Source organism: Burkholderiales bacterium, from assembly GCA_036262035.1.
GTDB lineage: Bacteria > Pseudomonadota > Gammaproteobacteria > Burkholderiales > SG8-41 > JAQGMV01.
Genome location: DATAJS010000025.1, coordinates 140,290 through 161,780, shown reverse-complemented (window position 1 = coordinate 161,780; position 21,491 = coordinate 140,290). Strand labels below are relative to the sequence as shown.

Below are 21,491 nucleotides of genomic sequence, written 5' to 3'. Positions count from 1 at the left end.
CCGTCACCGCTTCACCCGTCACTTTTTCAGCTCAGCGCAGACTTCCCCATCGCTCCCCCAGTACTCCACGCACTTCGCCCGCGTCATCGGTCCCTGTCCGATGACTTTCGCGAAGAGGAAATCGACCAGCGTCTCGATCTCGCGCGGCTGCGGCGTCGCCGGCGCGTTGAACAAGGCCTGACCGGACGCCTGCAGATCGGCTTCCCTCATGCCGTAACAGCGCCCGTCGCCCGCCCAGCCGTGGCACGCCTGGCAGTTGCCTTTCTGGGTGTAGAAGCGCAGGCCTTCGGCGTGATCGCTTGGGCGTATGCGCTTGCGTTCGACAGGAGAACCGCGAACATCAGTTCCCTCCCCCTCGGGGGAAGGGTTAGGGTGGGGGTGGGTTTCATTCGAACCCGTACAGCTTCGCCGGATTGTCGACCAGTATCTTCCTGCGGGTCGCCGCATCCGGCGCCCACGTCGATAACAATCGCATGAGCGCGAGATCGTCGGGCGCTTCGCCCGACACCGACGGATGCGGCCAGTTCGTCGCGAACAGCATGCGCTCGGGCCAGCGCTCGACCAGCTCTTTCGCGATCGCGCCGATATCGTCGTAATGCGGCGGTCCGCTCTTCGAGCCGTGATAGGGCGCGGAGAGCTTCACCCAGCAGCGTCCCGCGTCGAGCAATCGGTGGAGCGCGCGCACGCCGGGCGTGTTCGAATCGACCGGCGCGGTGAAGCGGCCGATGTGGTCGACGACGAGATCGCATTGCAGGTTCGCGAGCAGGTGCTCGCGCTCGGCGAGCTCCTCGCCGTTCAACTGGAGATTGATGTTCCAGCCGAACGCCCCGACGCGCGACGACATCGGCGGCATCGTCTCCCAGCCGAGCGGGCGTCCTTCGAACATGACGTAGCGCAAGCCTCGCATGCCGGCGCGCGTCAGTCGTTCGAGCTCCGAGTCGGGTACCTCGGGCTTCACTACCGCGACGCCGCGCGCGCTGTCTCCGAGCTGCGCCATCGCGTCGAGCGCGCAGCTGTTGTCGTCGACGTAAGCGCTCGATTGCACGATGACGACACGCTCGAGGCCGAGGCGTTCCTGGACCTTGCGATAGTCGGCGACGGTGGCGGGGCGCGCGGCCGCCTTGCCCTTGCGCTTCAGCTCGAAGCGCGGGTCGTAGATGTGCATGTGGGTGTCGGTCGCGCCGGCGATGCGTTCTTCCATGGGCTCCTCCTGTTCGGTGCTTCGTATAATGCCTCAACACGTTCGACAGGAGATCGCGATGGCAAGTCTCAGGCTCGACATCGACGGCGACGTCGCCGTCGTCACGCTCGATCGTCCCGAATCGATGAACGCGCTGAACGTCGAGCTGCGCGAGGCGATCGTCGATACCGCGCGCGCGCTCGATACGAACGACGAGGTGAACGCGGTGGTCTTCACCGGCGCGGGCGACAAGGCTTTCTGCGCGGGCGCCGACCTGAAGGAGCGCTGGCGCAAATCGATACAGGAGCTCTACGACCAGCGCCGGCACGGCCGGCCGAGGTTCGTGAGCGCGGTTGCGGCGATGGTCAAGCCGACGATCGCGGCGATCAACGGCTACGCGCTCGGCGGCGGCGCGGAGCTCGCGCTCCAGTGCGACATCCTCATCGCGTCGGATCGCGCGAAGCTCGGTTTCCCCGAGGTGACGATCGGTTTCCTGCCGGGCGGCGGCGCGTGCCAGCGCCTGCCGAGGCTCGTGGGGCTGCAGAAAGCGAAGGAGCTGATCCTGAGCGGCCGCCGTATCGATGCGCGCGAGGCGCTGGAGATCGGTCTCGTCGCGCGAGTCGTGCCGCACCAGAGCCTGATGAACGAAGCGCTCGGGCTTGCGCGGCAGATCGCGGCGAACCCGAGGATGTCGGTGGTGCAGGCGAAGATCGCGCTCAACGCGTCACAGGAGACGACGCTGTCGGCCGGCCTTCAGTTCGAGAACGAGGCGTGGCTGTCGTGCATGCTGTCGGAGACGTGGCGCTCCAAGATCGAGCGCTTCTCGCCGCGCTAGCGCGCGCCTGCGCCGCCGCCTCCTGAGCCCGCAGGCGCAGCCGCCGTGCCGCCCTGGTTTTGCTCGTCATGATCGGCTCTTCCGGAATGCTCTTCGGACCCCGAAAGTTGCAACGCCTATTCCCGGGCGTAACGTCGCGGTGCGTTGCCACGCACCCTACGTGACCCGACGCGCAATCATGCGTCCGACGTCCGCGGCCATCGTAGGGTGCGCGCGAGCGCACCGCGCAGTAGTCCCAACGGTTGTAAGCCGTCCACGCGCGTTGTGCGCTAATCCGATATGCCGAACTATCGCCGGCTTGTCACCGCCCACCGCACGATCTTCTTCACGGTTGCCGCAGCGAATCGCCGCAGCGCTGTGCTGACTGACCACATCGAGCAGTTGCGCGTCGCGGTCGACATCACACGTCGCATGTTTCCGTTCGCTATCGATGCGTGGGTCGTACTTCCGGACCATCTGCACTGCATCTGGACGATGCCCGAGAACGACAGCGACTTTTCGGAGCGCTGGAGAACGATCAAAGCTCGTTTTTCCAGCGACGTCTCCGCCTCGGCCTGTCTGTCGCGCAGGCAGCTGGCTCGAGGCGAACGAGGAATATGGCAGCGGCGCTTTTGGGATCATGTGATACGGGATGAAGCCGATTTCGCAGCTCATTTCGATTACATCCACAACAACCCGGTGAAGCATGGGCACGTCGAACGGGCGGTCGATTGGCCGTTTTCAACGTTTCATCGATATGTGCGGGCAGGGATTTATCCGTTTGATTGGGGATGCGAACTCGGGATTCCGGGCGATTACGGAGAATAAGGTTTAAAAGGAGCGGTGCGTTAGCACGCACCCTACGTGATCGATCGTGTCGCCTGCTCAAACCCCGACCGTTTTGACTTTATTCATCTCCTCGAACAACGCGGTTCGCGCGTCTTCGAGGGTGTAAGGCTTGAGCAGGACACGGAACGGCGAGGTGGCGGTGAGGCGCTCTGAATAGCCGGTCGCGAGCACGATCGGCACGTCGGGCCGCGTGAGGCGCATCTCCTGCGCGAGGTAGAGGCCGTCGCCCTGGCCGGGCATGACGATGTCGGAGAGCACCGCGTCGATGTCGTGGGTGCGCAGCGCGGCGAGCGCGGTCATCGCATCGCTGGCGGTGATCACGTTGAAGCCGGACGCGCGCAGCCCCGGCACCATGACCGCGCTGACGAGCTCGTCGTCCTCGACGAAGAGGATCGTCGCCGGCGCGTTGTCGGCGCGCGGCGGCTCGGCTTCGGGCGCTTTCGCGGTCTCCTCGGCGCGGCGGCTGCGCGGCAGCAGGATGCACAGCGTCGTGCCTTCGCCCGGTTTGCTCTCGATGGTCGCCGTGCCGTCGGACTGCTTCGCGAAGCCGTAGATCTGCGCGAGCCCCAGCCCCGAGCTGCGGCCGATTTCCTTCGTGGTGTAGAAAGGCTCGAACACGCGCGACAGGTGCTCGGGTGCGATGCCCTGCCCGTTGTCGCGGATCGTGATGCCGACGTATTCGCCCGCCGGCAGTCCGGTCGCCGACCCTTCGGCGACGCGCTCGTTCTTCGCCGCGATCCCGAGCTTCCCGCCGTCGGGCATCGCGTCGCGCGCGTTGAGCGCCGCGTTCAGCACCGCGAGCTCGAGCTGCACCGGGTCGACGTAGACCGGCCACAGCGCGTCCGCCATGTCGAACGTGAGCTCGATGTTGCGCCGGAGCGCGCCTTCGATGAGATCGCGGAACTCGCCGATGTGCGCCTTCAGATCGATGGCCGCGGGCGCCGACTGCGTGCCGCGTCCGAACGTCGCGAGCTGGCGCGTGAGCCGGGTCGCGCGCTCGATGGCGCGCTTGGCCGAGTCCATCGCGCCCTTGACGGCGTCCGCGTCGCGCACGCGCAGCGCGACCTCGACCGCCGCGCTGATCGTCTGCAGGAGGTTGTTGAAATCGTGCGCGATACCGCCGGTGAGCTTGCCGAGCGCTTCGAGCTTCTGGTTCTGCAGCATCGCCTCGTGCGCGCGCCGGGTCTCGGTGACCGCTTCCTCGACGCGCTTCGCCATGACCTCGTTCGCGCTGCTGATGCGATCGGACGCGTGTTGCAGCTCGTTGGCGACCATGCGCGTCTCGAGCAGGCCCTGCCGCGGCGCGCGGATGCGCTCGCCGCGCCCGACCGCGGCGGCGAGGCTGACCAGATGCCGCAGCGGACGCGAGATCGTGCGCCCGACGTACATCGCCGCGAGCATCGCGAGCACGAGCAGCACCGCGGTGACCATCACCGTCACGTTGAGCGCGGCCATGATGGAGGCGTCGATGTCCGCTTTCGGCATGCTCACCGCCAGCGTCCATCCGGTGCTTTCGATCGGCGTGAACGCGGTGAACGTGTGGACGCCGTCGAGGCGCACGGTGTCGAACACGCCTTCGCGGCGCACGGCAAACTGCGCCATGAGGTCGTCGGTCACCGGTTTGCCGACGAACTGCTCGGGAGAGAGCCGGCGCGCGACGATGATGCCCTTGCGGTCGATGATGGAGGCGTTCCAGCCTTTGGGCAGGCGCTGGTCCTCGAGCGCCTTCTGCAGGCTGTCGGCGTAGGTGCCCATCGACAGATAGCCGACCAGCTTGCCGCCGTGGATCACCGGCACCTGCAGCGCGAAGCTCCAGCGCTTGGCGATCGGCGCCATGAACAGATCGGAGAGCATCGTGGCGGCGGGCTGCGTGCCGGCGCGCAGCTCGACGAACGATTTCGACCGCGGCAGCGGCTCGCCGAAAGGCACGCGGGTGTTGATGAGCTGCTGCTGGCTCACGTCGGTGAGTATCACCGTGCGCTCGGCCGTCGGCGCGGCGGTCCGCGCGAACTCGTAGAACGCCGCCAGCTCGCCGCGCTGCAGCGCCGGGGACATCGCGAGCGTGTTCAAGGTCGTCTCCCGCCGCGCGAGCTCGCGGTCGACGACCGAGGCGACCGCGGTCGCGATCTCGGACAGGTTGCGCGTCGCGACCTGCGTCTGCTGGTGGTAGAGCGCGTACAGCCCGAACAGCGCCCCGATGACGCCGGGAAGGACGATCGCCAGCGCCAGCGCGAGCAGACGCGTCCTTATCGACACCGCGCGCTCCGCGAAACAGCTCGCCGCGAGACCGCCGCTTTGTGTACCCTACGGGCACCCGGCTTGCTCGCCACGCGCAGCGTGTCCGGCCCAGCTATCCGAGGAAAACACATGGCTACCGAAGTCGACGACCGCGACCTGACGAAAGAACCCGGCCTGGGCCTTGCGCTCCTGACGGTGCTCGGCATCATCCTCACCATCGCGGTGTTGAGCGTGATGATCTGGGGCATCATGCTCGGCGTCACCGCGACCACGGCCGGGCGCAACGACCAGGATGCCGCGCAGACCGCGCCGATGATGGATCAGAAAGCGCTGCCGGCGAATCCGCCGTCGAATCCGCCTCCCACGCCCGTGAAGTGACACGGCCGCTCATAGCGAGCCTTTGATGCCCGCGGCTTCGATGACGCGGGTGTATTTCGCCGTCTCGCGCCTGAGGAACTGAACGAACGCCTCCGGCGTGCTCGCGACGACGGTCATGCCGTCGTCCGAAAGGCGCTGCTTCAATTCCGGCAGGTTGAGGATGCGCGACACCTCCTGCTGCAGCCGCGCGATCGTCTCCGGCGGCGTGGCCGACGGCACGAGCAGGCCGTACCAGTTCGTCATGTCGAAGCCCGGCAGGCCGGCTTCGGCGATCGCCGGCAATTGCGGCGCGATCGGCGAGCGGCCGGGGCTCGTCACGCCGAGCGCGCGCAGCCGGTTCGCCTTGATGAGCGGCAGGCTTTGCAGGATGTTCATGAAATAGACCGGCACCTGCCCGCTCAGCACGTCGGCGATCGCGGCCCCCGATCCCTTGTACGGAATATGCGCGATCTTCGCGCCGGCGAGCGTGTTGAAGAGCTCGAGCGACAGATGCGGCAGCGAGCCCACGCCGGCCGAGCCGCCGTTGATCGCGCCGGGCTGCGCCTTCGCCAGCGCGATCAGCTCGCGTATCGACTTCGCCGGCAGCGACGGGTGCACCACGAGCACCAGCGGCCCCGACGCGAGATGCGAAGCGGGCGCGAGATCGCGGTTCTGGTCGTACGGGAGCTTGCCGTAGAGCGCAGGGTTCGCCGCGTAACCCGCGGGGACGATCAGCATCGTATGCCCGTCGGCCGGCGCTTTAGCCACGTAGGCCGCGCCGATGGTGCCGTTCGCACCCGCGCGGTTGTCGACGATCGCCGGCGTGCCGTGACGCTCGGTGAGCTTCTGCGCGATCGCGCGACCGAGGATATCGGTGCCGCCTCCGGGCGGGTACGGCGCGACGATGCGAACCTGACCCGATGGAAAATTCTGGGCGGCCGCGCCGAGCGGCAGGAACGGGCTCAGGAAGGCCAGCGCGCAGGTCAGGCGTGATGCGTTCATCGATCGCTTTCGAAAAACGCGCATCGTACCACCCGGCGCGAGCGGCCCGCGCTACTTGCGCTCCCTCAGACACTTCGTCATGAAGCGGCTGCGCTCGGGACCGCGCATGCCGTCCGCATCGCGCTTGCAGCTCGCGAGGTCGTCGCCGATGCGCTCCACCGCGCGTTTTTCCTGTTCCTCCGAACGCTTCTCCGGCTCGTCGACGCGCTTCTCCTGCTTGGCCGTATGCTCGATATCGTCGGAAGAGGCCGCGTCGCTGCCGTCACGAGCGCGGTCGGCCGCGAGCGCCGGCGGCGCGGCGAGCGCCGCCAGCAGCAGTGCGATCGTCGCCGATCGAGTTCGCAATCAGCTCCTCGCTTTCGCGGCACGCTCGAGCGCGCGCACCCGGTCGTGATGCTGCATCACGCCTTGGTACTGGCGCTCGACCATCGCGCGGATGGGAGCCGGCAGCTCTTTCTTGAGCGCGCCCTCGTAGCTGTGTTTCGCGACGTCCTCGCCGCGCTCGCACTCGGCCAGCACCGCCGCGTCGTCCTTGCCGAAGATCGCCGACTTGATGTCGACCCAGCGCCGGTGCGCCGAGCCCGCCATCGAGCCGCTTTTCTCGGGTTTGCCGCCGAGGCGCTGCACTTCGGTGTGCAGCTCGCCCGCCGCTTCCGCGCAGTGACGCGCCATCGTGCCGAACATCGTCTTCAGCTCGGGGTTCTTGATATCCTCCGCACACGTGAGAAAGCCTTTCTCGCCGTCCTTGCACGTCTCGATGAGGTCGTTCAGCGTCCCGATGATGTCGTCGTTGGTCATCGCCATGGAATTTCCTCCGGGAATGGTTGCCTGAATCCCGGGCGTTGCATCTTTCGTGCCCCTCGGCCGCGACAGCATCGCCCGTGCCGAGTTCAAGGAGTTTTTCGATGACACCCCAGGAAAAAGATTTGCTCGAACGGTTTCTCGGCGACATGGTGGCCGCGCGCGCCGGACAGAAAGACCCTCAGGCCGAAGCGCTGATCCGGGACGCCGCATCGCGCCAGCCCGACGCCGTATACCTGCTCGTGCAGCGCGCGCTGCAGCTCGATCAGGCGCTCCAGCTCACCCAGGCGGAAGTGCGGAAGCTCACCGACGAGCTCGCGCAGGCGAGGTCGGGCGGGACAAGCGGCGGAAGCTTCCTCAACGACCCGGCGTGGGGATCGAAGCCCGCCGCGGCGGCAGTGCCCGCGCCCGCGCCGAACCCGGTGCAGCAGGCGCCGATCGCGCAGCCCGCGGCGGCGCCCGCGCGCCCGCTGTCCGGATGGGGCGGAGGCGGCATGCTGGGCACGGTGGCCGGCGTGGCGGCGGGCGCGGTGGGCGGGGCGTTCCTCTACCAGGGGATACAGCACCTCATGCATCGCAACGATCCGCCGCCGGGCGGCGCTGCGGGAAGCCACCCCGCGGCGCAGCCGCTGGTGAGCGACGGCACCGGTTTCGAGAATCTCGTCCCGGACGACAGCGAGCTGCTCGCCGACGGCAGCGCCGACAGCGATACCGTCTAAGGAGATCCCCATGCCCAAAGCGTTGTGGAAAGGCAAAGTGATCGCGGAAGCGCAGGACGACGCGGTCGAGCGCGTCGAAGGCAACGTCTACTTCCCGGCGAGCGCGGTGAAGCGCGAGTACCTCCGGCCGAGCGACACGCACACCGTGTGCGGCTGGAAAGGCACCGCGAGCTATTACCACGTCGCGGTCGACGGCGAGGTGAACGACGACGCCGCGTGGTATTACCCCGAGCCCAAGGACGCCGCGCGCAACATCAAGGACTACGTCGCGTTCTGGAAGGGCGTGACGGTCGAGTAGAGCGATCGCGGCACACCGGTTGCAAAAGCCGCGTTAACCAACAAGGGAGACGCGGACAATGGATGCGATCGACTACCTGCGCAGACAGCACCACGAGCTGGAGCGCGCGATGGCGCAGGTGCTCGAGGCGGATGCCGAAGGCATGCGGCGCCGCTTCGTCGAAGTGGCGGACCTGCTCACCATGCACATCGAGTCCGAAGAGCAGGTCTTCTATCCCGCGGTGAAAGCTGGGCGCACCGAAGACATCCTGCTCGAGTCGCTCGAAGAGCACCTGTCGCTCAAGCGGCTGCTCGCCGACCTGCTGGAGCTCGATCCCGGCGACAAGACCTTCGAGCCGAAATTCAAGGTCCTGAAGGAGCAGGCCGAGCACCATCACAAGGAGGAGGAGGAAAACCTTTTCCCCAAGGCGGCGAAGCTGCTCGATCCCGGCCGCCGTGCCACGCTCGGCGACGAGATGCAGGCGCTGCAGGCGAAGCTCAGACGCGCGGGCGAGCCGCGCGAGATCGTGGCCGAGCAGACGGAGAGCGCCGCGCCGCTGTAAGGTCTACGCCGCTGCTTCGGCTCGGCTACGCCGAGCCTCGCCGCGCAAAGGCGTGCTTAGGCGCCTGGCGGCGCTACACGTTATCGCCTGTCGGCACGATCAGCATAACAACCGCTCGAACTCCCGGCGCACGACCGCGTAGCACTCGCACGAGGACTGCTCGAGGCGCTCGCGGTCGAGGACGTTGATGACGCCCCGGTTGTAGCGGATCAGCCCCGCCTTCTGCAGCTCGCCTGCGGCGACGCTCACCGTCGCGCGGCGCACGCCGAGCATCTGCGCGAGGAACTCCTGCGTGAGCGCGATGCGGTCGCCGCCCGCGCGGTCGTGCGACATCAGTATCCAGCGGCACAGGCGCTGCTGGACCGAGTGCAGGCGATTGCAGGCGGCCGATTGCGACACCTGCGACAGGAACGCCTGCGCGTACAGCCGCATCAGCGCCGCGAACGCGCCGCCTTTCTCGATCTCGGCGCGAAACGCCTGCGCGGGCATGCGATACGCGCTGCCGGGCACCTGGTAGAACGCCTGCGCCGGGCTGTGCTCGGTCCCCATCGCGAGCGGAACGCCCGCCATGCCTTCGTTACCGACCGTTCCCACTTCCGCCACGCCGCCGTCCTCCATGACGACGACCACCGAAAGCACGCCCTGCAGCGGGAAATCCACCGCGGCGATCGGCTCGTGCTGCCGGAAGAGCGTTTCGCCGTGGCGCGTCTCGACACGCTCCATCGCGTCCAGGACGCGCCGCCGGTCGTCCTCCGGCAACAGGGAGAGCAGATGGTTCTCGCCCGGTATGTGTAGATTGCACGTAGCCACGCGTCGCAAATTGCAACGCGTATGCCGTTGAAAGGTCTACGCCGCTGCGTCGGCTCGCCAAGGCGAGCCTCGCCGCGCAAAAGGCGTGCTTAGGCGCCTGGCCGCGCTACGCGTTATGCAGCGCGCGCAAATCCTTTCGGCAGACCGGCGCGGGCGATGGTGCCGTGGAAGGGCTCGCCCTGCAGCGCCTGCTCGATCTCGCTGCGCAGCGCGACGAGCTTGTCGATGTCGATGCCGGTCGCAAGGCCCATCGATTCGAGCATGAAGACGAGGTCTTCGGTGCAGATGTTGCCGCTCGCGCCCGGCGCGTAAGGACAGCCGCCGAGGCCGCCGAGCGACGCGTCGAAAGCGCGCACCCCGGCGTCGAGCGCGGCGACGACGTTGGCGAGCCCGAGCCCCCGCGTGTCGTGGAAGTGCGCCTTGATCGGAATCGCGCCGACGTCCCTGGCGATCGCGCCGAACAGGCGCCGCACCGCCGCCGGATTGGCGTAGCCGACGGTGTCCGCGACGATGAGCTCGTCGGCGCCGGCGGCGACGCATTGCATCGCGATTTCCCGCGCACGGTCTTCGGACACCGGCCCTTCGATCGTGCAGCCGAGCGCGGTGGAGAGGCCCGCGACGATCTTCGGGCGTTTGCCTTCGGGCTTGCTGCGGACGAGATCGACGATGCGCGCGAAATCGGCGACCGACTCGGCGGTGGAGCGCCGCACGTTCGCGCGGTTGTGGCTCTCGCTCACCGACAGCACGAAGTTGATCTTGTGCACGCCGAGCTCCATCGCGCGCTCGGCGCCCTTCAGGTTGGGCGCGAGCGCCGCGACGCGCAGGTTGGGCAGCGTGAGCGCGTGCTCCACGACTTCGGCCGCGTCGGCGAACTGCGGCAGGAGCTTCACCGGCACGAACGAGCACACCTCGATCTCGCGCACGCCGGCTTCGGCTTCCGCCGTGCACCAGAGCTGTTTCAGCGTGGTCGGCACGAAGAACGGGACGCTCTGCAGCCCGTCGCGGGTGCCGACTTCGTGGACTTCGACGTCTACCATGGTGCTTGTCCTTGGATCTTTAAAAGCAATTGACCACAAAGGACGCAAAGGACGCAAAGGAAAAACAAAAGCGTTTTTGAAACGTAGGGTGCGTTAGCCGCGAGAGCAGCGTAACGCACGCTACGCGGCTGACATTGCCGCAACCGTGCGGCATGCTATCCGACGAGCCTTCCTTTGCGTCCTTGGCGTCCTTTGCGGTTAAAACGTTTTTTACTTCCCTTTGAAATTCGGCTTGCGCTTCTCGCCGAACGCCTTCACGCCTTCCAGCCGGTCTTCGGTCACCACCGTGCGGTTGTAGGCTTCGATCTCGAACGCGAGGCCGGTGCGCAGGTCGGTCTGCAAGCCGCTGTGGATCGCTTTCTTCGCCTGTCTCACCGCGACCGGTCCGTTGCCGCAGATGCGCCGCGCGATCTCGAGCGTCCTCGGCATGAGCTCGGCGTCTTCGCACACTTCGTTCACCATGCCCCAATCGAACGCTTCATCGGCGGTGAACGGCCTCGCGGAGAGGATGAGCTCTTTCGCCCGGCGCTCGCCGACCGCGCGCGGCAGGTTCTGCGTCCCGCCGCAGCCCGGGATGATGCCGAGCGAGGTCTCGCTCATCGCGAAGCGTGCGCGCTTCGCGGCGTAGATGAAGTCGCACGCGAGCGCGAGCTCCATGCCGCCGCCGAACGCGGCGCCGTTGACCGCGGCGATGACCGGCACGGTGCAGTTCATCACCGCGTAGATCGCTTCCTCGAAGATCGCGTGCTGCGCGCGCCATTGCGCGTCGGTCATGCCGTCGCGCTCCTTGAGATCTCCGCCGGCGCAGAACGCCTTGTCGCCGGCGCCGGTGACGACGATGCAGCGCGCCTCGCCCGGCTGGAATTGCAGCGGCACGAAGATGTCGCGCAGCTCCATTCCCATCTGCGTGTTCATCGCGTTGCGCGTCTCGGCGCGGTCGAGGGTGATCGTCAGAAAGCCGTCGCCGGAGCGCTCGAGCCTGAGCGTAGTGGGTTCCTTTTGCATGCGCTTAGATTAACATGTGGACCACGCGCTCCGCGGGCACAGAGAGCGCGGCTCGAAGCACATCTCAATCGGAGGAGGTGGCATGAAGCGTCTGGTTCTCGCAGTCGTCGCATTCGGGTTCGCGTGTCATGCGGCGCTCGCTCAGCAGTATCCCGTGCGTCCCATCCGCATGATCGTGCCTTGGCCGCCGGGGCAGGCGACCGACCTCGCAGGCCGCGTCGTCGCGCTCAAGCTCTCCGAGCTTTTCGGCCAGCAGGTCATCGCCGACAACCGGCCGGGCGCCGGCGGCATGATCGGCACCGACCTCGCCGCGAAAGCGCCCGCCGACGGCTACACGGTGCTCGCGGCGTCGAGCGGACCGGTGACCATCAACCCGCTGCTGCAGAAAGTGCCTTTCGACCCGGTGAAGGATCTCGCGCCGGTGGCGAACGTGGGCCTCTCCCCTTACATCCTGGTGAGCTCGCCCAAGCTGGCGCCGCAGAACATCAAGGACTTCGTCGCTTACCTCAAGGCGAGCCCGGGCAAGTACAAGTTCGGATCGAGCGGCACCGGCGCGACCGCGCACCTCGTCGCCGAGATGTTCAACGGCGCGGTGGGCGTGCAGGTCATCCACGTGCCGTACAAAGGCAGCATCCCGGCGCTCACCGACGTCGTCGCGGGCGACATCACCTATTCGCTGGAAACGATGGCGGCGACGATGCCGTTCATCAAGTCGGGGCGGCTCCGCGCGTACGGCATCTCGACCGCGAAACCCAGCGCGCTCGCGCCGGGGATAGAGCCGTTCGCGACCGCGCTCAACCTGCCGGGATTCGACGCGGCGGCGTGGATCGGGGTGATGGTGCCGTCGGGCACGCCGAAAGCGGTGATCGAGCGCCTCTCGAAAGCGGTCGACAGCGCGATGCAGACCAACGACACAAAGGAGCGCCTGAACGCGGCAGGCCTCGAAGTCGACTACCGGCCGACGTCGCAGTTCGGCGGCTTCCTCGCCGACCAGCGCAAACGCTTCGCGGAGATCATCAAGAAGAACAACATCAGACTGGAGTAAAAGCGTTTTAACCGCCAAGGACGCCAAGGAGATGCGGTCGGGTAGTAACGCTATGAGCCGTGCCGATCGCCGAGCCGCAACGCTATTCTCTACGGCGCCGCGACCGACTTGCCTTGGTTTTCCTTTGCGTCCTTGGCGTCCTTGGCGGTCGATTGCTTTTGATCTCTCAGCCAGGCACGGCCGTTGCCATTAGAGGGACATGCTTACACCTTGCACCTGCTGTTACGTGCCGCACACGAACCCGCCTGAAGAGGGCAGGGAGGCGGCGTACTGCGACCGCTGCGAGGTGGCTTACCTCGAGTTCAAGCTGAAGCTGCTGGCCGCAGCGGTCCGCGTGGCGGCGCGCAGGGCCGACGAGGTTTAGCGCAGTACTCCGACAGCGCGGTCGTGGCCGCGCCCTTACCGGCGATCGTGCCGCCGGTGGAAAGCACGACGACGGTGGGTAGCTGCTTCACGGGTTGTGCCTGTGCAAACGAGGCGGACATCATCATCAATACGAACAGGCCACGGCCGATCGCGTTAGTCATGGATGATTCGATTATCCCCCATTGGATTTTTGAACCGCCAAGGACGCCAAGGACGCCAAGGACGCAAAGGACGCAAAGGTTTTACTAACGTCGCGTCGTCATGAGCTCGCTATGTTTAGCTTTCCTTTGCGTCCTTGGCGGTCGATTGCTTTTTAAAGGTCCGGATGCCGGGTGTGCCACTCCGTCGCGCGCTCGAACGCCGCTGCGGCGCGGAGCAGGGTGACTTCGTCGAGCGGCCTGGCGACGAGCTGTATCGACAGCGGCAGGCCCGAGGTCGACAGCCCGCCCGGCAGCGCGATCGCCGGATGGCCGGTCAGGTTGAAGACGTTGCGCGCCTGGCGCGGATAGGTGCGCGCGACCGCTTCCTCGTCGTCGATCGCGCACGCCGGATCCATCGCGTTCGCGACGAGCAGCACGTCGGCGTCGCGCAGCGCGTCGTTCACGGCCGCGATCAGCCCGGCGCGGCGCTGCTGCGCGTGCACGTAATCGCCCGCTGACAGGAACGCGCCGCCCATCAGACGCCTGCGTGCGAGCGCGCCGTAATCGCCGGGACGCTCGCGCAGCCACTTCGCGTGTATCGCCCACGATTCGGCGAGCATCACCGTGCGCTGCACGCCCGAATACAGCGTCAGCGGCGGCAGTGCGACGTCGTGCAGCAGCGCGCCTTCGCTCTTCAGCGTGCGCGCGGCGGCGTCGATCGCCGCGGCCATCTCGGCATCGGCCGGCAGGTCGCTCTCGTGGAAGTGGCGCACGAAACCGATGCGCATCCCGCGAACGCCGCGATCGAGCTCGCGCCCGTAAGCGACCGTGCTCGAAGGCGTGCTGCCCGGGTCGCCTGCGTCGTAGCCCGCCATCGCGTCGAGCATGAGCGCGATGTCGCCCACGCTGCGCGCCATCGGCCCGACGTGATCGAGCGTGAACGACAGCGGGAATACGCCGCGGCGCGAGACCAGGCCGTATGTGGGCTTCAGCCCGACGATGCCGCACGCGCCCGCGGGATTGCGCACCGAGCCGCCGGTGTCGGTGCCGAGCGCGAGCGGCACCATGCCCGCCGCGAGCGCGCTGCCCGACCCCGACGACGAGCCGCCCGGGTGGTGGCCGCGCTGCCATGGATTGCGCGCCGGCGGGTACGGCAGGTCGAAGCTCGGACCGCCGATCGCGAACTCGTGCAGCGAGAGCTTGCCGAACGGGATCGCGCCCGCGCCGCGCAGGCGGCGGATGCACTCGGCGTCCTCTTTCGCGACGTGGTCGAGCCTGACCTTCGAGTGACACGTCGTCGCCTGGCCGGCCACGTCGATGATGTCTTTGACGCCGACCGGGACGCCGTGCAGCGGGCTGCGCGCCTGGCCGCGGGCGATGTCCTTCTCCGCGGCGCGCGCCGCGTCGACCGCGGCTTCGGCATCGAGCGCGATGAACGCGTTGAGCTTGCCGTCGATCTCGCCGACGCGCTCGACGAGCGCTTGCACGAGCTCGACGGGCGACAGCTTCTTCGCGCGATACGCCGCCGCGATCTCGCTCGCGGTGAGCCAATGGGTGGCGCTCACGACTGTTCTCCCGTCGACGGGAGCGGCGCCGGCAGCACACGCATCGGCGGCCACGGCTCGGTCGCCGGATCGTCCGGGATGTCGAAGCCCCGCGTCGCGTGCGCCGCGGCCGCAGCGGCGGCGATCACGTCTTCGCGAAACTCGCGCACCGCTTTATCGAGCCCGGCAGCGCGGGCGGTAGAGAGGACGTCGGTTTTTTCCATCGATGACTCCTTGCTAAAGGCCAAAAGCAATGGACCGCCAAGGACGCAAAGGACGCGAAGGAATTCGTCGGGTGCGAATCACGCGCGCCTCATGTGCAAGCGCAAGCGATATAGCGAAAACACTCGCGACCGTAACGCTTTCCTTTGCGTCCTTGCGTCCTTTGCGGTTAAGAAGCTTTTACGCTTGTCCGATGTCGGCGAAAAACTGCTCCATCAACCGGTTCACGAGCTCGGGCTCTTCGCAGTTCGCGAGGTGTCCGGTCGCTGGCAGGACGGTTATGCGCGAGACCGGGCAGCTCTGCTTGATGAACAGCGCGCCTTCGAACGCGGCGGGGTCTTCGTCGCCGGCGATGACGAGCAGAGGCACCTTCAGCGCGCGGAACTTGTCTCCGAGCGTCGTCAGCCCGGGTCGCTTCGCCTGTATGCCGCGCTGGGTGTTGGCGCAGCCCTGCGCCGAGTGCTCCATGAAGCGCCGGCAGAAATCGTCCCATCCGCGCGGGTTCTTGCGGGCGAACTGGACTCGGTTCGGGGCGACGCGCACGCGATCGAGGGCGGCCTCGAGGCCTTGCTCGTAGCGCTTGGCGTTCACCTCGGAGTTCGCGCGCTGCTGCTCCGGATCCGCGACCGAGCCGCTGCCCGCGCCGATCGCAGTGAGCGAGACAGCCATCTCCGGATGGGTGAAGCCGAAGTGCAGCGTCGACTGCGAGCCCATCGAGCAGCCGACGATGTGCGCCCTGGGGATCTCGAGATGCCGCATGACCGAAGCGATGTCCTCGATGGCGTTGTCGACGGTGTAGCTCTCGACGCTCGCCGGCACGTCCGAAGGCGGGTAGCCGCGTGCGTTGAACGCGATGCAGCGATGGCGGCGGCTGAAGTACTGGACCTGCGCTTCCCAGCTCCTGAAGTCGCCGGAAAACTCGTGCACGAAGACGATCGGCGTGCCCTTGCCGGCCTCCTCGTAATAGAGACGGTGGCCGTCGTGGCTCTTGGCGTAAGGCATCGACTCCTCCCTTGGATGGCCCATCCAGTGTAACCCGGCGCGGGCACGGTGCTTGCGCGTCACATGAAACCCGCAACACGGAGTCTCGATGGCCGAAGTCACCGTCGCCCGCATCCATCTCGCCACACCGCACCGCGACCGTCTCACCGTCCGCGCCCGCAAAAGCCGCGACGGGCGCATGCACTACCGCATGGTCCACGAAGGCGCCGCACACAAGATCCGCATTCGTCCCGAAGTCAGCGCGAAACCGCTGTCGTTCGATCGCCTCGTGAAGCTCATCGACGGCGCGCATTACGAGAACGCGTGCGCCGATCCGTACGACCGGGAATGCTACGGCAACGTGATCTGGGGAACCCTGCGCTTACAGTTCGAGCACGGCGTCGCGGGCGCTGACGAGTATCTCTACTTCGCGACGGTGCAGTCGGAGCAATACCCGCAGCTCGAAGCGTATTACCGCGAGCGCGTGGCGCAGTGGTGCCTCGAGCATTGCGAGGAAGAGGAGGATTGCGGGAAGGTGGTGCGGATGAAACTGAGGCGAGGATAGGAAAACGCCATCCCCGCGAAGGCGGGAATCCAATTTTTCAGAACTTCGAACGTCAAAATGGATTCCGGCTCACATTGCGCTGTCGCGCGGTCCGGAATGACGATCCACTCACATCGCCGTCGGGTGCGTGCTAACGCATCGCGCCCCTACGTCAGCGGCACGAAGTCGTACTCGCCGACCCCCTGCAGGATCAGAAACGTCGCCGACGTCTCCCCCGGGTTGATCACCAGGTGCGGCCGCCTCGCCGCGAGCGCGAAACTCTGGCCGACCGCCAGCGTGACGTCCTCCTTGGGCTCGCGCATGAATATCCGGATCGTCCCTTCCAGCACGTAGAACGTATCGCCGACGTTGCTGTGGTAATGCCACGGCACCTTCTGCGTCGGCGAGATCGTCAGCTCGTTGATGCGGAACCCCGGGCGCTCGGCGTGTCTCGCGCGGCGCTCCACCGGATACAGGCCCGATGCGTCCTTGTAACTTTCCACGATTCGTCCTCCTTCCGCACGAGCGTAGCACGGGTAGATTGGACCAGCAGCTATCCGCCGCCCGATTGTGGGATACCATCGAGCGCTGGTCCGCGGGCACAGCCCGACAGAAAGAGCGACGAAGGAGAGACGATGAAGCCGAATGCGGCGATAGTGGGCGATCGGACATGATCGAGATCAACGAGCGGTTCGATGTGCCCGGCGCCAGGCCGCGCGAGGTCTGGAACCTTCTGTCGGATCCTCAGGCGGTCGTGGAATGCGTGCCAGGCGCCGCCCTCGGCGAAAAGCACGAGGACGGGTCTTTCGACGGCAGCCTCGCCGTGAAGTTCGGACCGGCGCGCGTGACCTTCAAGGCGCGCATCGAGCTCGATCTGAACGACGAAGCGATGACCGGCAGCGTGACCTCGCGCGGCAAGGACAGCCAGGGCGGCACGCGCTTTCGCGCGACGATGGCGTTCAAGGTGACCGAGCAGGAAGGCAATGCGGGCTCGACCGTTCTCATCAACGGCGAGAACGAGATCACCGGCAAGCTTTCGGGCATCGTCGAAGCCGGCGCGAAGATCGTGGTGAAGCGCATGGCGTCGGAGTTCGCCGAGAATTTGCAGGCGAAGGTCGGAGCTCCGGCGAAGTAATCGCAGGGTGCGGGCCGACGCACCGCGGATTCAAAATGGGTTCCCGCCTGCGCGGGAACGACGAAGAGTCGTCATTCCCGACCCGCGGTAGCGGACGCGATCGGGAATCCATTCCGATCTTGGTGAGGAGCAGAGATGAACGGCATGCGCTGCACGCTCGCACTCGCTGTTTGCTTCAGCCTTCCCGCATACGCGGACGGCTATCCCGCACGCCCGCTGCGCCTCATCGTGCCGTTCCCCGCCGGCGGCGGCTCGGACGCGGTCGCGCGCATCGTCTCGCCGAGGCTCGGCGAGCGCCTCGGCCAGCAGATCGTCGTCGACAACCGCGGCGGCGCGGGCGGCTCGATCGGCACCGAGCAGGCGGTGCGGGCGACGCCCGACGGCTACACGATGGCGCTCGCGTCGACGTCCGAGATCGCGATCAACCCCGGCCTGTACAAGCTCGCCTACGACACCGTGCGCGATCTCATGCCGGTCTCGCTCGTCGCTTCGACCGCGATCGTCGTCGCGATCGCGCCGAACACCGGTTTCAACAGCCTGAAAGACCTCGTCGCCGCCGCGAAAAGCAAGCCGAACACGATCAACGTCGCGTCGGCGGGCAACGGCACGATCACCCATCTCTCCGGCGAGCTTTTCCGCGGCTTGGCGAAGCTCGAGTGGACCCACGTGCCGTACAAAGGCGCACCCCTCGCGCTGGCCGATCTCGCCGGCGGGCGCGTGCAGGTCATGTTCTCGTCGCTGCCTGCGGCGATGCCGCTCATCAAGTCCGGACGCATCAAGGCGGTGGCGATGTCGACGCGCGAGCGCCAGGCCGCGCTGCCCGAGGTGCCCACGGTGATCGAGAGCGGCATGCCGGCGTACGACGTCGTCTACTGGTATGGCGTATTCGTGCCCGCCGCGACGCCGAAGGCAGCCGCGGCGCGGCTCGCCGAAGAGATTGCGCAAACACTGAAGCAGAAGGACGTGATCGCGAGCCTTGCGTCCCAGGGCGCCGCCGCCGGCGATTCCACGCAGCCGCAGTTCGCGCAATTCGTGAAGTCCGAGCACGCACGCTGGACCGGTCTGGTGAAGTCGGCGGGCGTCAAAGCGGATTGAGGATCGTGCGCCACGAGATTGCCACGTCGCCGCTACGCGGCTCCTCGCGATGACGGTCATTGCGAGGAGCGTCAGCGACGAAGCAATCCCGAGACGCTCGACAACAAACCCAAGGAGCTGAAATGCCAGAGACCGTAGATCGCTTCGGCAACCCGCACGACCCCATCGTCGGCTACGCACGCGGGTCGATACTCAAAGGCACCGACGAGGAAGTCGCGCGCATGTTGAAAGCGCGGCACATGGTGGGGAACCGCGTGCGCACGCTGGGCAAGGACAGCGTCTACGACCTGTCGGGCATGAACCGCGGCGCGGGTCTGACCGAAGAGGAAGTGCCGCACCTCACCAGCCACGTGCCGTTCTTCGAGCGCTTCGAAGGCAAGACCGAGCCGCTCGCGATCAAGCACATGGGCGCCGATCCCGAGCGCCACCGCGCGCTCATCGTCAACCGCGTCTCGGCGGCGAACTTCATCGCGCTGACGACGATACTGAAGCCCGGCGACACGGTGCTCGCGCTCGCGCCGAAAGGCGGCACGTGCCATCCCTCGACGGTGCGGCCGATCGCGATGGCGGGCGCGGATTTCCAGCAGTTCCATTCCATCGACGACCTCGAGCGCGCATGGCAGGAGCAGGGGCCGCCGCGGCTGCTGCTGATCACGCCGATCAGCGCATCGAAGCGCCACATCGACCTCGCCGACGTGCAGCGCGCGCTCGCGCTGCCCCGCGGCGCGGACACGCTCGCGTATCTCGACGACGCGCACATGGCTTCGCGCGTGGGCTTCTTCCGCGAGCCGCGCACCTTCCAGGTCGGCGATGTCGATCTCGCGGTGTGCTCGGCCGACAAGCACGTCGCCGGTCCGCGCGCCGGTGTCTTCGTCGGACGTCCCGATCTCGTCGAGGAGATCGGCTCGCGCATCTACGAGCTCGGTCTCGAAGCGCAGGCCGGGCAGTACGTCGGCGTCGGCAACGCGCTGCGCAACTTCGATCCCGAAGTGATCCGCCGCGCGGGCGAGGTCGCGAAGGAGCTGCTCGAAGTGATGAAGACGCAGTACGGCGACCGCGTCTACCAGGGTGGGCCCGGCGTCTCCATCGGCGGCGACGACGTGCTGTCGATCGCGATGGAGCAGGCGGGCGCGAGGGAGAAGCCCAGGCTCGTCGCGATCGAAGCGGCGGGGCTGGTGGCGATGGACATGCTCGGCGAGGACGGCATCCTCACCATCGGCGCGGTGTCCATGCCCGGCAGCGCGCCGGTGCTGCGCCTCATGATGTATCCCGACGGCGGCCGGCTCGGCGTCGAGCGCATCGCGGCGTCGGTGGAGAACGCCATCGGCAAGCTCGCGAAGTGCGTCAACGACGTCGACGCGGCGCGCGAAAAATTGTTGGGATAAAGCGGCACGCGCCTTGCGGCGGCTGCTGTCACACGCCATCAAGGAGCCGCCATGAAAACCCTCACCCTGGCTGCTGCGCTCGCGTTGGCATTCGTCGCAACCGCGGCGAGCGCGCAGAACGCCACCGGCAGCCTCTCGGTAGTGCCCGGCATGAACGGCGAGAGCAGCGGCACGGTCACCGGCGTGGGCCCCGAGCGCGCCGGCGCCTTCGGCACTCCGCCCGACATCCCCGACGTCGGCGCGGCACGCGGCTCGACGCGAAGCCACGCGAAAGGCGCCGGATCGGCCCAGGGCAGCGCAGGGGCAGGGCGCGGCACGGGTACCGGCACGAAGAAGCGCAGCACCGTCCCGGCAATCGTCGATCCGTTTTGAGCGTCCGCGGCGCTAGTCGGCCTTGATGCCGGCGGCTTTCACGACCTTCGCCCACTGGGCGATCTCGGTCACGATCATCTTCTGGAACTGCTCGGGCGTGCTGCCGACGGGCTCGCCGCCCTGGCTGAGCATGCGCTGCCTGGTGTCCGGCATCGCGAGCACCTTCACGAAATCGGCGTGGAGCTTGTTGACGATGTCGCGCGGCGTGGCCGCGGGCGCGAGCAGGCCCCACCAGATCCCCGCCTCATAGCCCGGCAGCACTTCCTCGGCGATCGTCGGCAGGTTCGGAAACGCGATCGAGCGCTTGAGGCTCGTCACCGCGAGCGCCTTCATGCGCCCGGCCTTGATGTAGGGCGAGGCGGACACCGGTCCCGCGAACAGCACCTGCACGTGACCGCCGACGAGATCGGTCTCGGCGGGGCCGCTGCCTTTGTAGGGCACGTGAGTCATGTCGACGCCGGCGCGCAGCTTGAAGAGCTCTCCTGCCATGTGCAGCGGCCCGCCGCTGCCGCTGGACGCGTAGGTGAGCTCGCCCTTGCGCGCCTTCGCCAGCGCGATCAGCTCCTTGGTCGTCTTCACCGGCAGCGTCGGATGCACCACCAGCACCAGCGGCGACACGCCGATCAGCGTGACCGGCGCGAAGTCCTTCACCGTGTCGTACGGGATCTTCGAGTACAGGCTCGGATTGATGGTGTGATTGTTCGACGACATCACGACGGTATAACCGTCCGGCGGCGCTTTCGCGCCGATCTCGTGGCCGATCATCATCGACGCACCGGGGCGGTTGTCGATGATCGCCTGTTGTCCCCAGATCTCGGTGAGCTTCTGGCCGAGCAGCCGCGACACCACGTCGGTGCCGCCGCCGGGCGGGAAGGGCACGATGATGCGCACGGGCTTGGCGGGGAACGACTGGGCCGACGCATGGAGTGCGCAACCCAGCACGACGGCGGCGGCGACGAGCCGCGGCGGTGATGTCTTCATCGGTGATCTCTGCTTCGAAGGAGGGTGGAT

Annotated in this window: 27 protein-coding genes; 13 read left to right on the top strand and 14 right to left on the bottom strand. The window is 67.1% G+C overall.

Annotated elements, in window-relative coordinates:
- Positions 1–18: 18 nt before the first annotated feature.
- Entirely contained in the window at positions 19–210 is a 192-nt protein-coding gene (locus VHP37_26015; protein HEX2829830.1) for a hypothetical protein, read from the bottom strand.
- A 175-nt stretch (positions 211–385) separates the two neighbouring features.
- Complete coding sequence (locus VHP37_26010; protein HEX2829829.1) at positions 386–1,201, bottom strand: amidohydrolase family protein; 816 nt, start codon at positions 1,199–1,201, stop codon at positions 386–388.
- A 58-nt stretch (positions 1,202–1,259) separates the two neighbouring features.
- Between VHP37_26010 and VHP37_26005 the strand changes: the two genes are divergently transcribed.
- Entirely contained in the window at positions 1,260–2,015 is a 756-nt protein-coding gene (locus VHP37_26005; GenBank protein ID HEX2829828.1) for an enoyl-CoA hydratase-related protein, read from the top strand.
- Between the two features lie 279 nt (positions 2,016–2,294).
- Positions 2,295–2,822, top strand: coding sequence for a transposase (locus VHP37_26000; protein HEX2829827.1), 528 nt, complete (start codon positions 2,295–2,297; stop codon positions 2,820–2,822).
- Between the two features lie 57 nt (positions 2,823–2,879).
- Here VHP37_26000 and VHP37_25995 read toward each other — a convergent pair whose 3' ends face one another.
- Positions 2,880–5,099, bottom strand: a complete 2,220-nt coding sequence (locus tag VHP37_25995; GenBank protein ID HEX2829826.1) for an ATP-binding protein — start codon at positions 5,097–5,099, stop codon at positions 2,880–2,882.
- A 111-nt stretch (positions 5,100–5,210) separates the two neighbouring features.
- Here VHP37_25995 and VHP37_25990 point away from each other — a divergent pair, with 111 nt between their 5' ends.
- A complete protein-coding gene (locus VHP37_25990; GenBank protein HEX2829825.1) occupies positions 5,211–5,459 on the top strand; it encodes a hypothetical protein in 249 nt (82 codons plus the stop codon).
- A 9-nt stretch (positions 5,460–5,468) separates the two neighbouring features.
- On the opposite strand, the gene VHP37_25985 is transcribed toward VHP37_25990, so the two are convergent.
- From VHP37_25985 to VHP37_25975, 3 genes are read right to left on the bottom strand one after another with little or no spacing between them, the layout of a single operon-like run.
- Entirely contained in the window at positions 5,469–6,440 is a 972-nt protein-coding gene (locus VHP37_25985; protein ID HEX2829824.1) for a tripartite tricarboxylate transporter substrate binding protein, read from the bottom strand.
- A 51-nt stretch (positions 6,441–6,491) separates the two neighbouring features.
- On the bottom strand, positions 6,492–6,785 hold the full coding sequence (locus VHP37_25980) for a hypothetical protein (GenBank protein HEX2829823.1): 294 nt from the start codon (positions 6,783–6,785) through the stop codon (positions 6,492–6,494).
- Positions 6,786–7,238 carry a PA2169 family four-helix-bundle protein gene (locus VHP37_25975; GenBank protein HEX2829822.1) on the bottom strand — a complete coding sequence of 151 codons (453 nt, stop codon included), beginning with the start codon at positions 7,236–7,238 and terminating at the stop codon, positions 6,786–6,788.
- A gap of 107 nt (positions 7,239–7,345) precedes the next feature.
- Here VHP37_25975 and VHP37_25970 point away from each other — a divergent pair, with 107 nt between their 5' ends.
- From VHP37_25970 to VHP37_25960, 3 genes are read left to right on the top strand one after another with little or no spacing between them, the layout of a single operon-like run.
- Positions 7,346–7,960, top strand: coding sequence for a DUF2076 family protein (locus VHP37_25970; GenBank protein ID HEX2829821.1), 615 nt, complete (start codon positions 7,346–7,348; stop codon positions 7,958–7,960).
- Positions 7,961–7,970: 10 nt separating this feature from the next.
- Entirely contained in the window at positions 7,971–8,258 is a 288-nt protein-coding gene (locus VHP37_25965) for a DUF427 domain-containing protein (GenBank protein ID HEX2829820.1), read from the top strand.
- Positions 8,259–8,316: 58 nt separating this feature from the next.
- Positions 8,317–8,799 (top strand): hemerythrin domain-containing protein, encoded by a 483-nt coding sequence (locus tag VHP37_25960; GenBank protein HEX2829819.1) that lies wholly within the window; start codon positions 8,317–8,319, stop codon positions 8,797–8,799.
- Positions 8,800–8,898: 99 nt separating this feature from the next.
- Here VHP37_25960 and VHP37_25955 read toward each other — a convergent pair whose 3' ends face one another.
- From VHP37_25955 to VHP37_25945, 3 genes are all read right to left on the bottom strand, one after another.
- Entirely contained in the window at positions 8,899–9,609 is a 711-nt protein-coding gene (locus VHP37_25955) for a Crp/Fnr family transcriptional regulator (protein ID HEX2829818.1), read from the bottom strand.
- A gap of 113 nt (positions 9,610–9,722) precedes the next feature.
- The gene (locus tag VHP37_25950; protein ID HEX2829817.1) at positions 9,723–10,646 is read right to left on the bottom strand and encodes a hydroxymethylglutaryl-CoA lyase; all 924 of its coding nucleotides are present in this window, start codon (positions 10,644–10,646) and stop codon (positions 9,723–9,725) included.
- Between the two features lie 210 nt (positions 10,647–10,856).
- Complete coding sequence (locus VHP37_25945; protein ID HEX2829816.1) at positions 10,857–11,651, bottom strand: enoyl-CoA hydratase-related protein; 795 nt, start codon at positions 11,649–11,651, stop codon at positions 10,857–10,859.
- 82 nt (positions 11,652–11,733) lie between these two features.
- Here VHP37_25945 and VHP37_25940 point away from each other — a divergent pair, with 82 nt between their 5' ends.
- The gene (locus VHP37_25940) at positions 11,734–12,696 is read left to right on the top strand and encodes a tripartite tricarboxylate transporter substrate binding protein (GenBank protein HEX2829815.1); all 963 of its coding nucleotides are present in this window, start codon (positions 11,734–11,736) and stop codon (positions 12,694–12,696) included.
- Between the two features lie 199 nt (positions 12,697–12,895).
- A complete protein-coding gene (locus VHP37_25935; protein HEX2829814.1) occupies positions 12,896–13,060 on the top strand; it encodes a hypothetical protein in 165 nt (54 codons plus the stop codon).
- Positions 13,061–13,375: 315 nt separating this feature from the next.
- Here the strand turns inward: VHP37_25935 and VHP37_25930 are convergent, their stop codons facing one another.
- The 3 genes from VHP37_25930 to VHP37_25920 all read right to left on the bottom strand — a co-directional run bounded on the left by VHP37_25930 (position 13,376) and on the right by VHP37_25920 (position 15,970).
- Positions 13,376–14,767: an amidase gene (locus VHP37_25930; GenBank protein HEX2829813.1), complete on the bottom strand. Its 1,392-nt coding sequence runs from the start codon at positions 14,765–14,767 to the stop codon at positions 13,376–13,378.
- Positions 14,764–14,970, bottom strand: coding sequence for a hypothetical protein (locus VHP37_25925; protein ID HEX2829812.1), 207 nt, complete (start codon positions 14,968–14,970; stop codon positions 14,764–14,766). Before VHP37_25925 ends, VHP37_25930 begins: the two co-directional genes overlap by 4 nt.
- A 178-nt stretch (positions 14,971–15,148) precedes the next feature.
- A complete protein-coding gene (locus tag VHP37_25920) occupies positions 15,149–15,970 on the bottom strand; it encodes an alpha/beta hydrolase (protein HEX2829811.1) in 822 nt (273 codons plus the stop codon).
- A gap of 88 nt (positions 15,971–16,058) precedes the next feature.
- Here VHP37_25920 and VHP37_25915 point away from each other — a divergent pair, with 88 nt between their 5' ends.
- A complete protein-coding gene (locus VHP37_25915) occupies positions 16,059–16,514 on the top strand; it encodes a hypothetical protein (protein ID HEX2829810.1) in 456 nt (151 codons plus the stop codon).
- 146 nt (positions 16,515–16,660) lie between these two features.
- On the opposite strand, the gene VHP37_25910 is transcribed toward VHP37_25915, so the two are convergent.
- Complete coding sequence (locus VHP37_25910) at positions 16,661–16,996, bottom strand: cupin domain-containing protein (protein ID HEX2829809.1); 336 nt, start codon at positions 16,994–16,996, stop codon at positions 16,661–16,663.
- Positions 16,997–17,163: 167 nt separating this feature from the next.
- Between VHP37_25910 and VHP37_25905 the strand changes: the two genes are divergently transcribed.
- The 4 genes from VHP37_25905 to VHP37_25890 all read left to right on the top strand — a co-directional run bounded on the left by VHP37_25905 (position 17,164) and on the right by VHP37_25890 (position 20,480).
- Positions 17,164–17,628 (top strand): SRPBCC domain-containing protein, encoded by a 465-nt coding sequence (locus tag VHP37_25905; protein ID HEX2829808.1) that lies wholly within the window; start codon positions 17,164–17,166, stop codon positions 17,626–17,628.
- A gap of 135 nt (positions 17,629–17,763) precedes the next feature.
- Positions 17,764–18,723 carry a tripartite tricarboxylate transporter substrate binding protein gene (locus VHP37_25900; GenBank protein ID HEX2829807.1) on the top strand — a complete coding sequence of 320 codons (960 nt, stop codon included), beginning with the start codon at positions 17,764–17,766 and terminating at the stop codon, positions 18,721–18,723.
- Between the two features lie 122 nt (positions 18,724–18,845).
- Positions 18,846–20,108, top strand: coding sequence for a hypothetical protein (locus VHP37_25895; protein HEX2829806.1), 1,263 nt, complete (start codon positions 18,846–18,848; stop codon positions 20,106–20,108).
- A gap of 51 nt (positions 20,109–20,159) precedes the next feature.
- Complete coding sequence (locus VHP37_25890) at positions 20,160–20,480, top strand: hypothetical protein (GenBank protein HEX2829805.1); 321 nt, start codon at positions 20,160–20,162, stop codon at positions 20,478–20,480.
- 12 nt (positions 20,481–20,492) lie between these two features.
- Here the strand turns inward: VHP37_25890 and VHP37_25885 are convergent, their stop codons facing one another.
- Positions 20,493–21,461, bottom strand: coding sequence for a tripartite tricarboxylate transporter substrate binding protein (locus tag VHP37_25885; GenBank protein ID HEX2829804.1), 969 nt, complete (start codon positions 21,459–21,461; stop codon positions 20,493–20,495).
- Positions 21,462–21,491: the final 30 nt, after the last annotated feature.

Bases quoted from the DNA above. Each gene is read 5' to 3' on its own strand.
- VHP37_26015 (HEX2829830.1), bottom strand. From the start codon at position 210: ATGAGGGAAGCCGATCTGCAGGCGTCCGGTCAGGCCTTGTTCAACGCG.
- VHP37_26010 (HEX2829829.1), bottom strand. From the start codon at position 1,201: ATGGAAGAACGCATCGCCGGCGCGACCGACACCCACATGCACATCTAC.
- VHP37_26005 (HEX2829828.1), top strand. From the start codon at position 1,260: ATGGCAAGTCTCAGGCTCGACATCGACGGCGACGTCGCCGTCGTCACG.
- VHP37_26000 (HEX2829827.1), top strand. From the start codon at position 2,295: ATGCCGAACTATCGCCGGCTTGTCACCGCCCACCGCACGATCTTCTTC.
- VHP37_25990 (HEX2829825.1), top strand. From the start codon at position 5,211: ATGGCTACCGAAGTCGACGACCGCGACCTGACGAAAGAACCCGGCCTG.
- VHP37_25985 (HEX2829824.1), bottom strand. From the start codon at position 6,440: ATGAACGCATCACGCCTGACCTGCGCGCTGGCCTTCCTGAGCCCGTTC.
- VHP37_25975 (HEX2829822.1), bottom strand. From the start codon at position 7,238: ATGACCAACGACGACATCATCGGGACGCTGAACGACCTCATCGAGACG.
- VHP37_25970 (HEX2829821.1), top strand. From the start codon at position 7,346: ATGACACCCCAGGAAAAAGATTTGCTCGAACGGTTTCTCGGCGACATG.
- VHP37_25965 (HEX2829820.1), top strand. From the start codon at position 7,971: ATGCCCAAAGCGTTGTGGAAAGGCAAAGTGATCGCGGAAGCGCAGGAC.
- VHP37_25960 (HEX2829819.1), top strand. From the start codon at position 8,317: ATGGATGCGATCGACTACCTGCGCAGACAGCACCACGAGCTGGAGCGC.
- VHP37_25950 (HEX2829817.1), bottom strand. From the start codon at position 10,646: ATGGTAGACGTCGAAGTCCACGAAGTCGGCACCCGCGACGGGCTGCAG.
- VHP37_25945 (HEX2829816.1), bottom strand. From the start codon at position 11,651: ATGCAAAAGGAACCCACTACGCTCAGGCTCGAGCGCTCCGGCGACGGC.
- VHP37_25940 (HEX2829815.1), top strand. From the start codon at position 11,734: ATGAAGCGTCTGGTTCTCGCAGTCGTCGCATTCGGGTTCGCGTGTCAT.
- VHP37_25935 (HEX2829814.1), top strand. From the start codon at position 12,896: ATGCTTACACCTTGCACCTGCTGTTACGTGCCGCACACGAACCCGCCT.
- VHP37_25925 (HEX2829812.1), bottom strand. From the start codon at position 14,970: ATGGAAAAAACCGACGTCCTCTCTACCGCCCGCGCTGCCGGGCTCGAT.
- VHP37_25920 (HEX2829811.1), bottom strand. From the start codon at position 15,970: ATGCCTTACGCCAAGAGCCACGACGGCCACCGTCTCTATTACGAGGAG.
- VHP37_25915 (HEX2829810.1), top strand. From the start codon at position 16,059: ATGGCCGAAGTCACCGTCGCCCGCATCCATCTCGCCACACCGCACCGC.
- VHP37_25905 (HEX2829808.1), top strand. From the start codon at position 17,164: ATGATCGAGATCAACGAGCGGTTCGATGTGCCCGGCGCCAGGCCGCGC.
- VHP37_25900 (HEX2829807.1), top strand. From the start codon at position 17,764: ATGAACGGCATGCGCTGCACGCTCGCACTCGCTGTTTGCTTCAGCCTT.
- VHP37_25895 (HEX2829806.1), top strand. From the start codon at position 18,846: ATGCCAGAGACCGTAGATCGCTTCGGCAACCCGCACGACCCCATCGTC.
- VHP37_25890 (HEX2829805.1), top strand. From the start codon at position 20,160: ATGAAAACCCTCACCCTGGCTGCTGCGCTCGCGTTGGCATTCGTCGCA.
- VHP37_25885 (HEX2829804.1), bottom strand. From the start codon at position 21,461: ATGAAGACATCACCGCCGCGGCTCGTCGCCGCCGCCGTCGTGCTGGGT.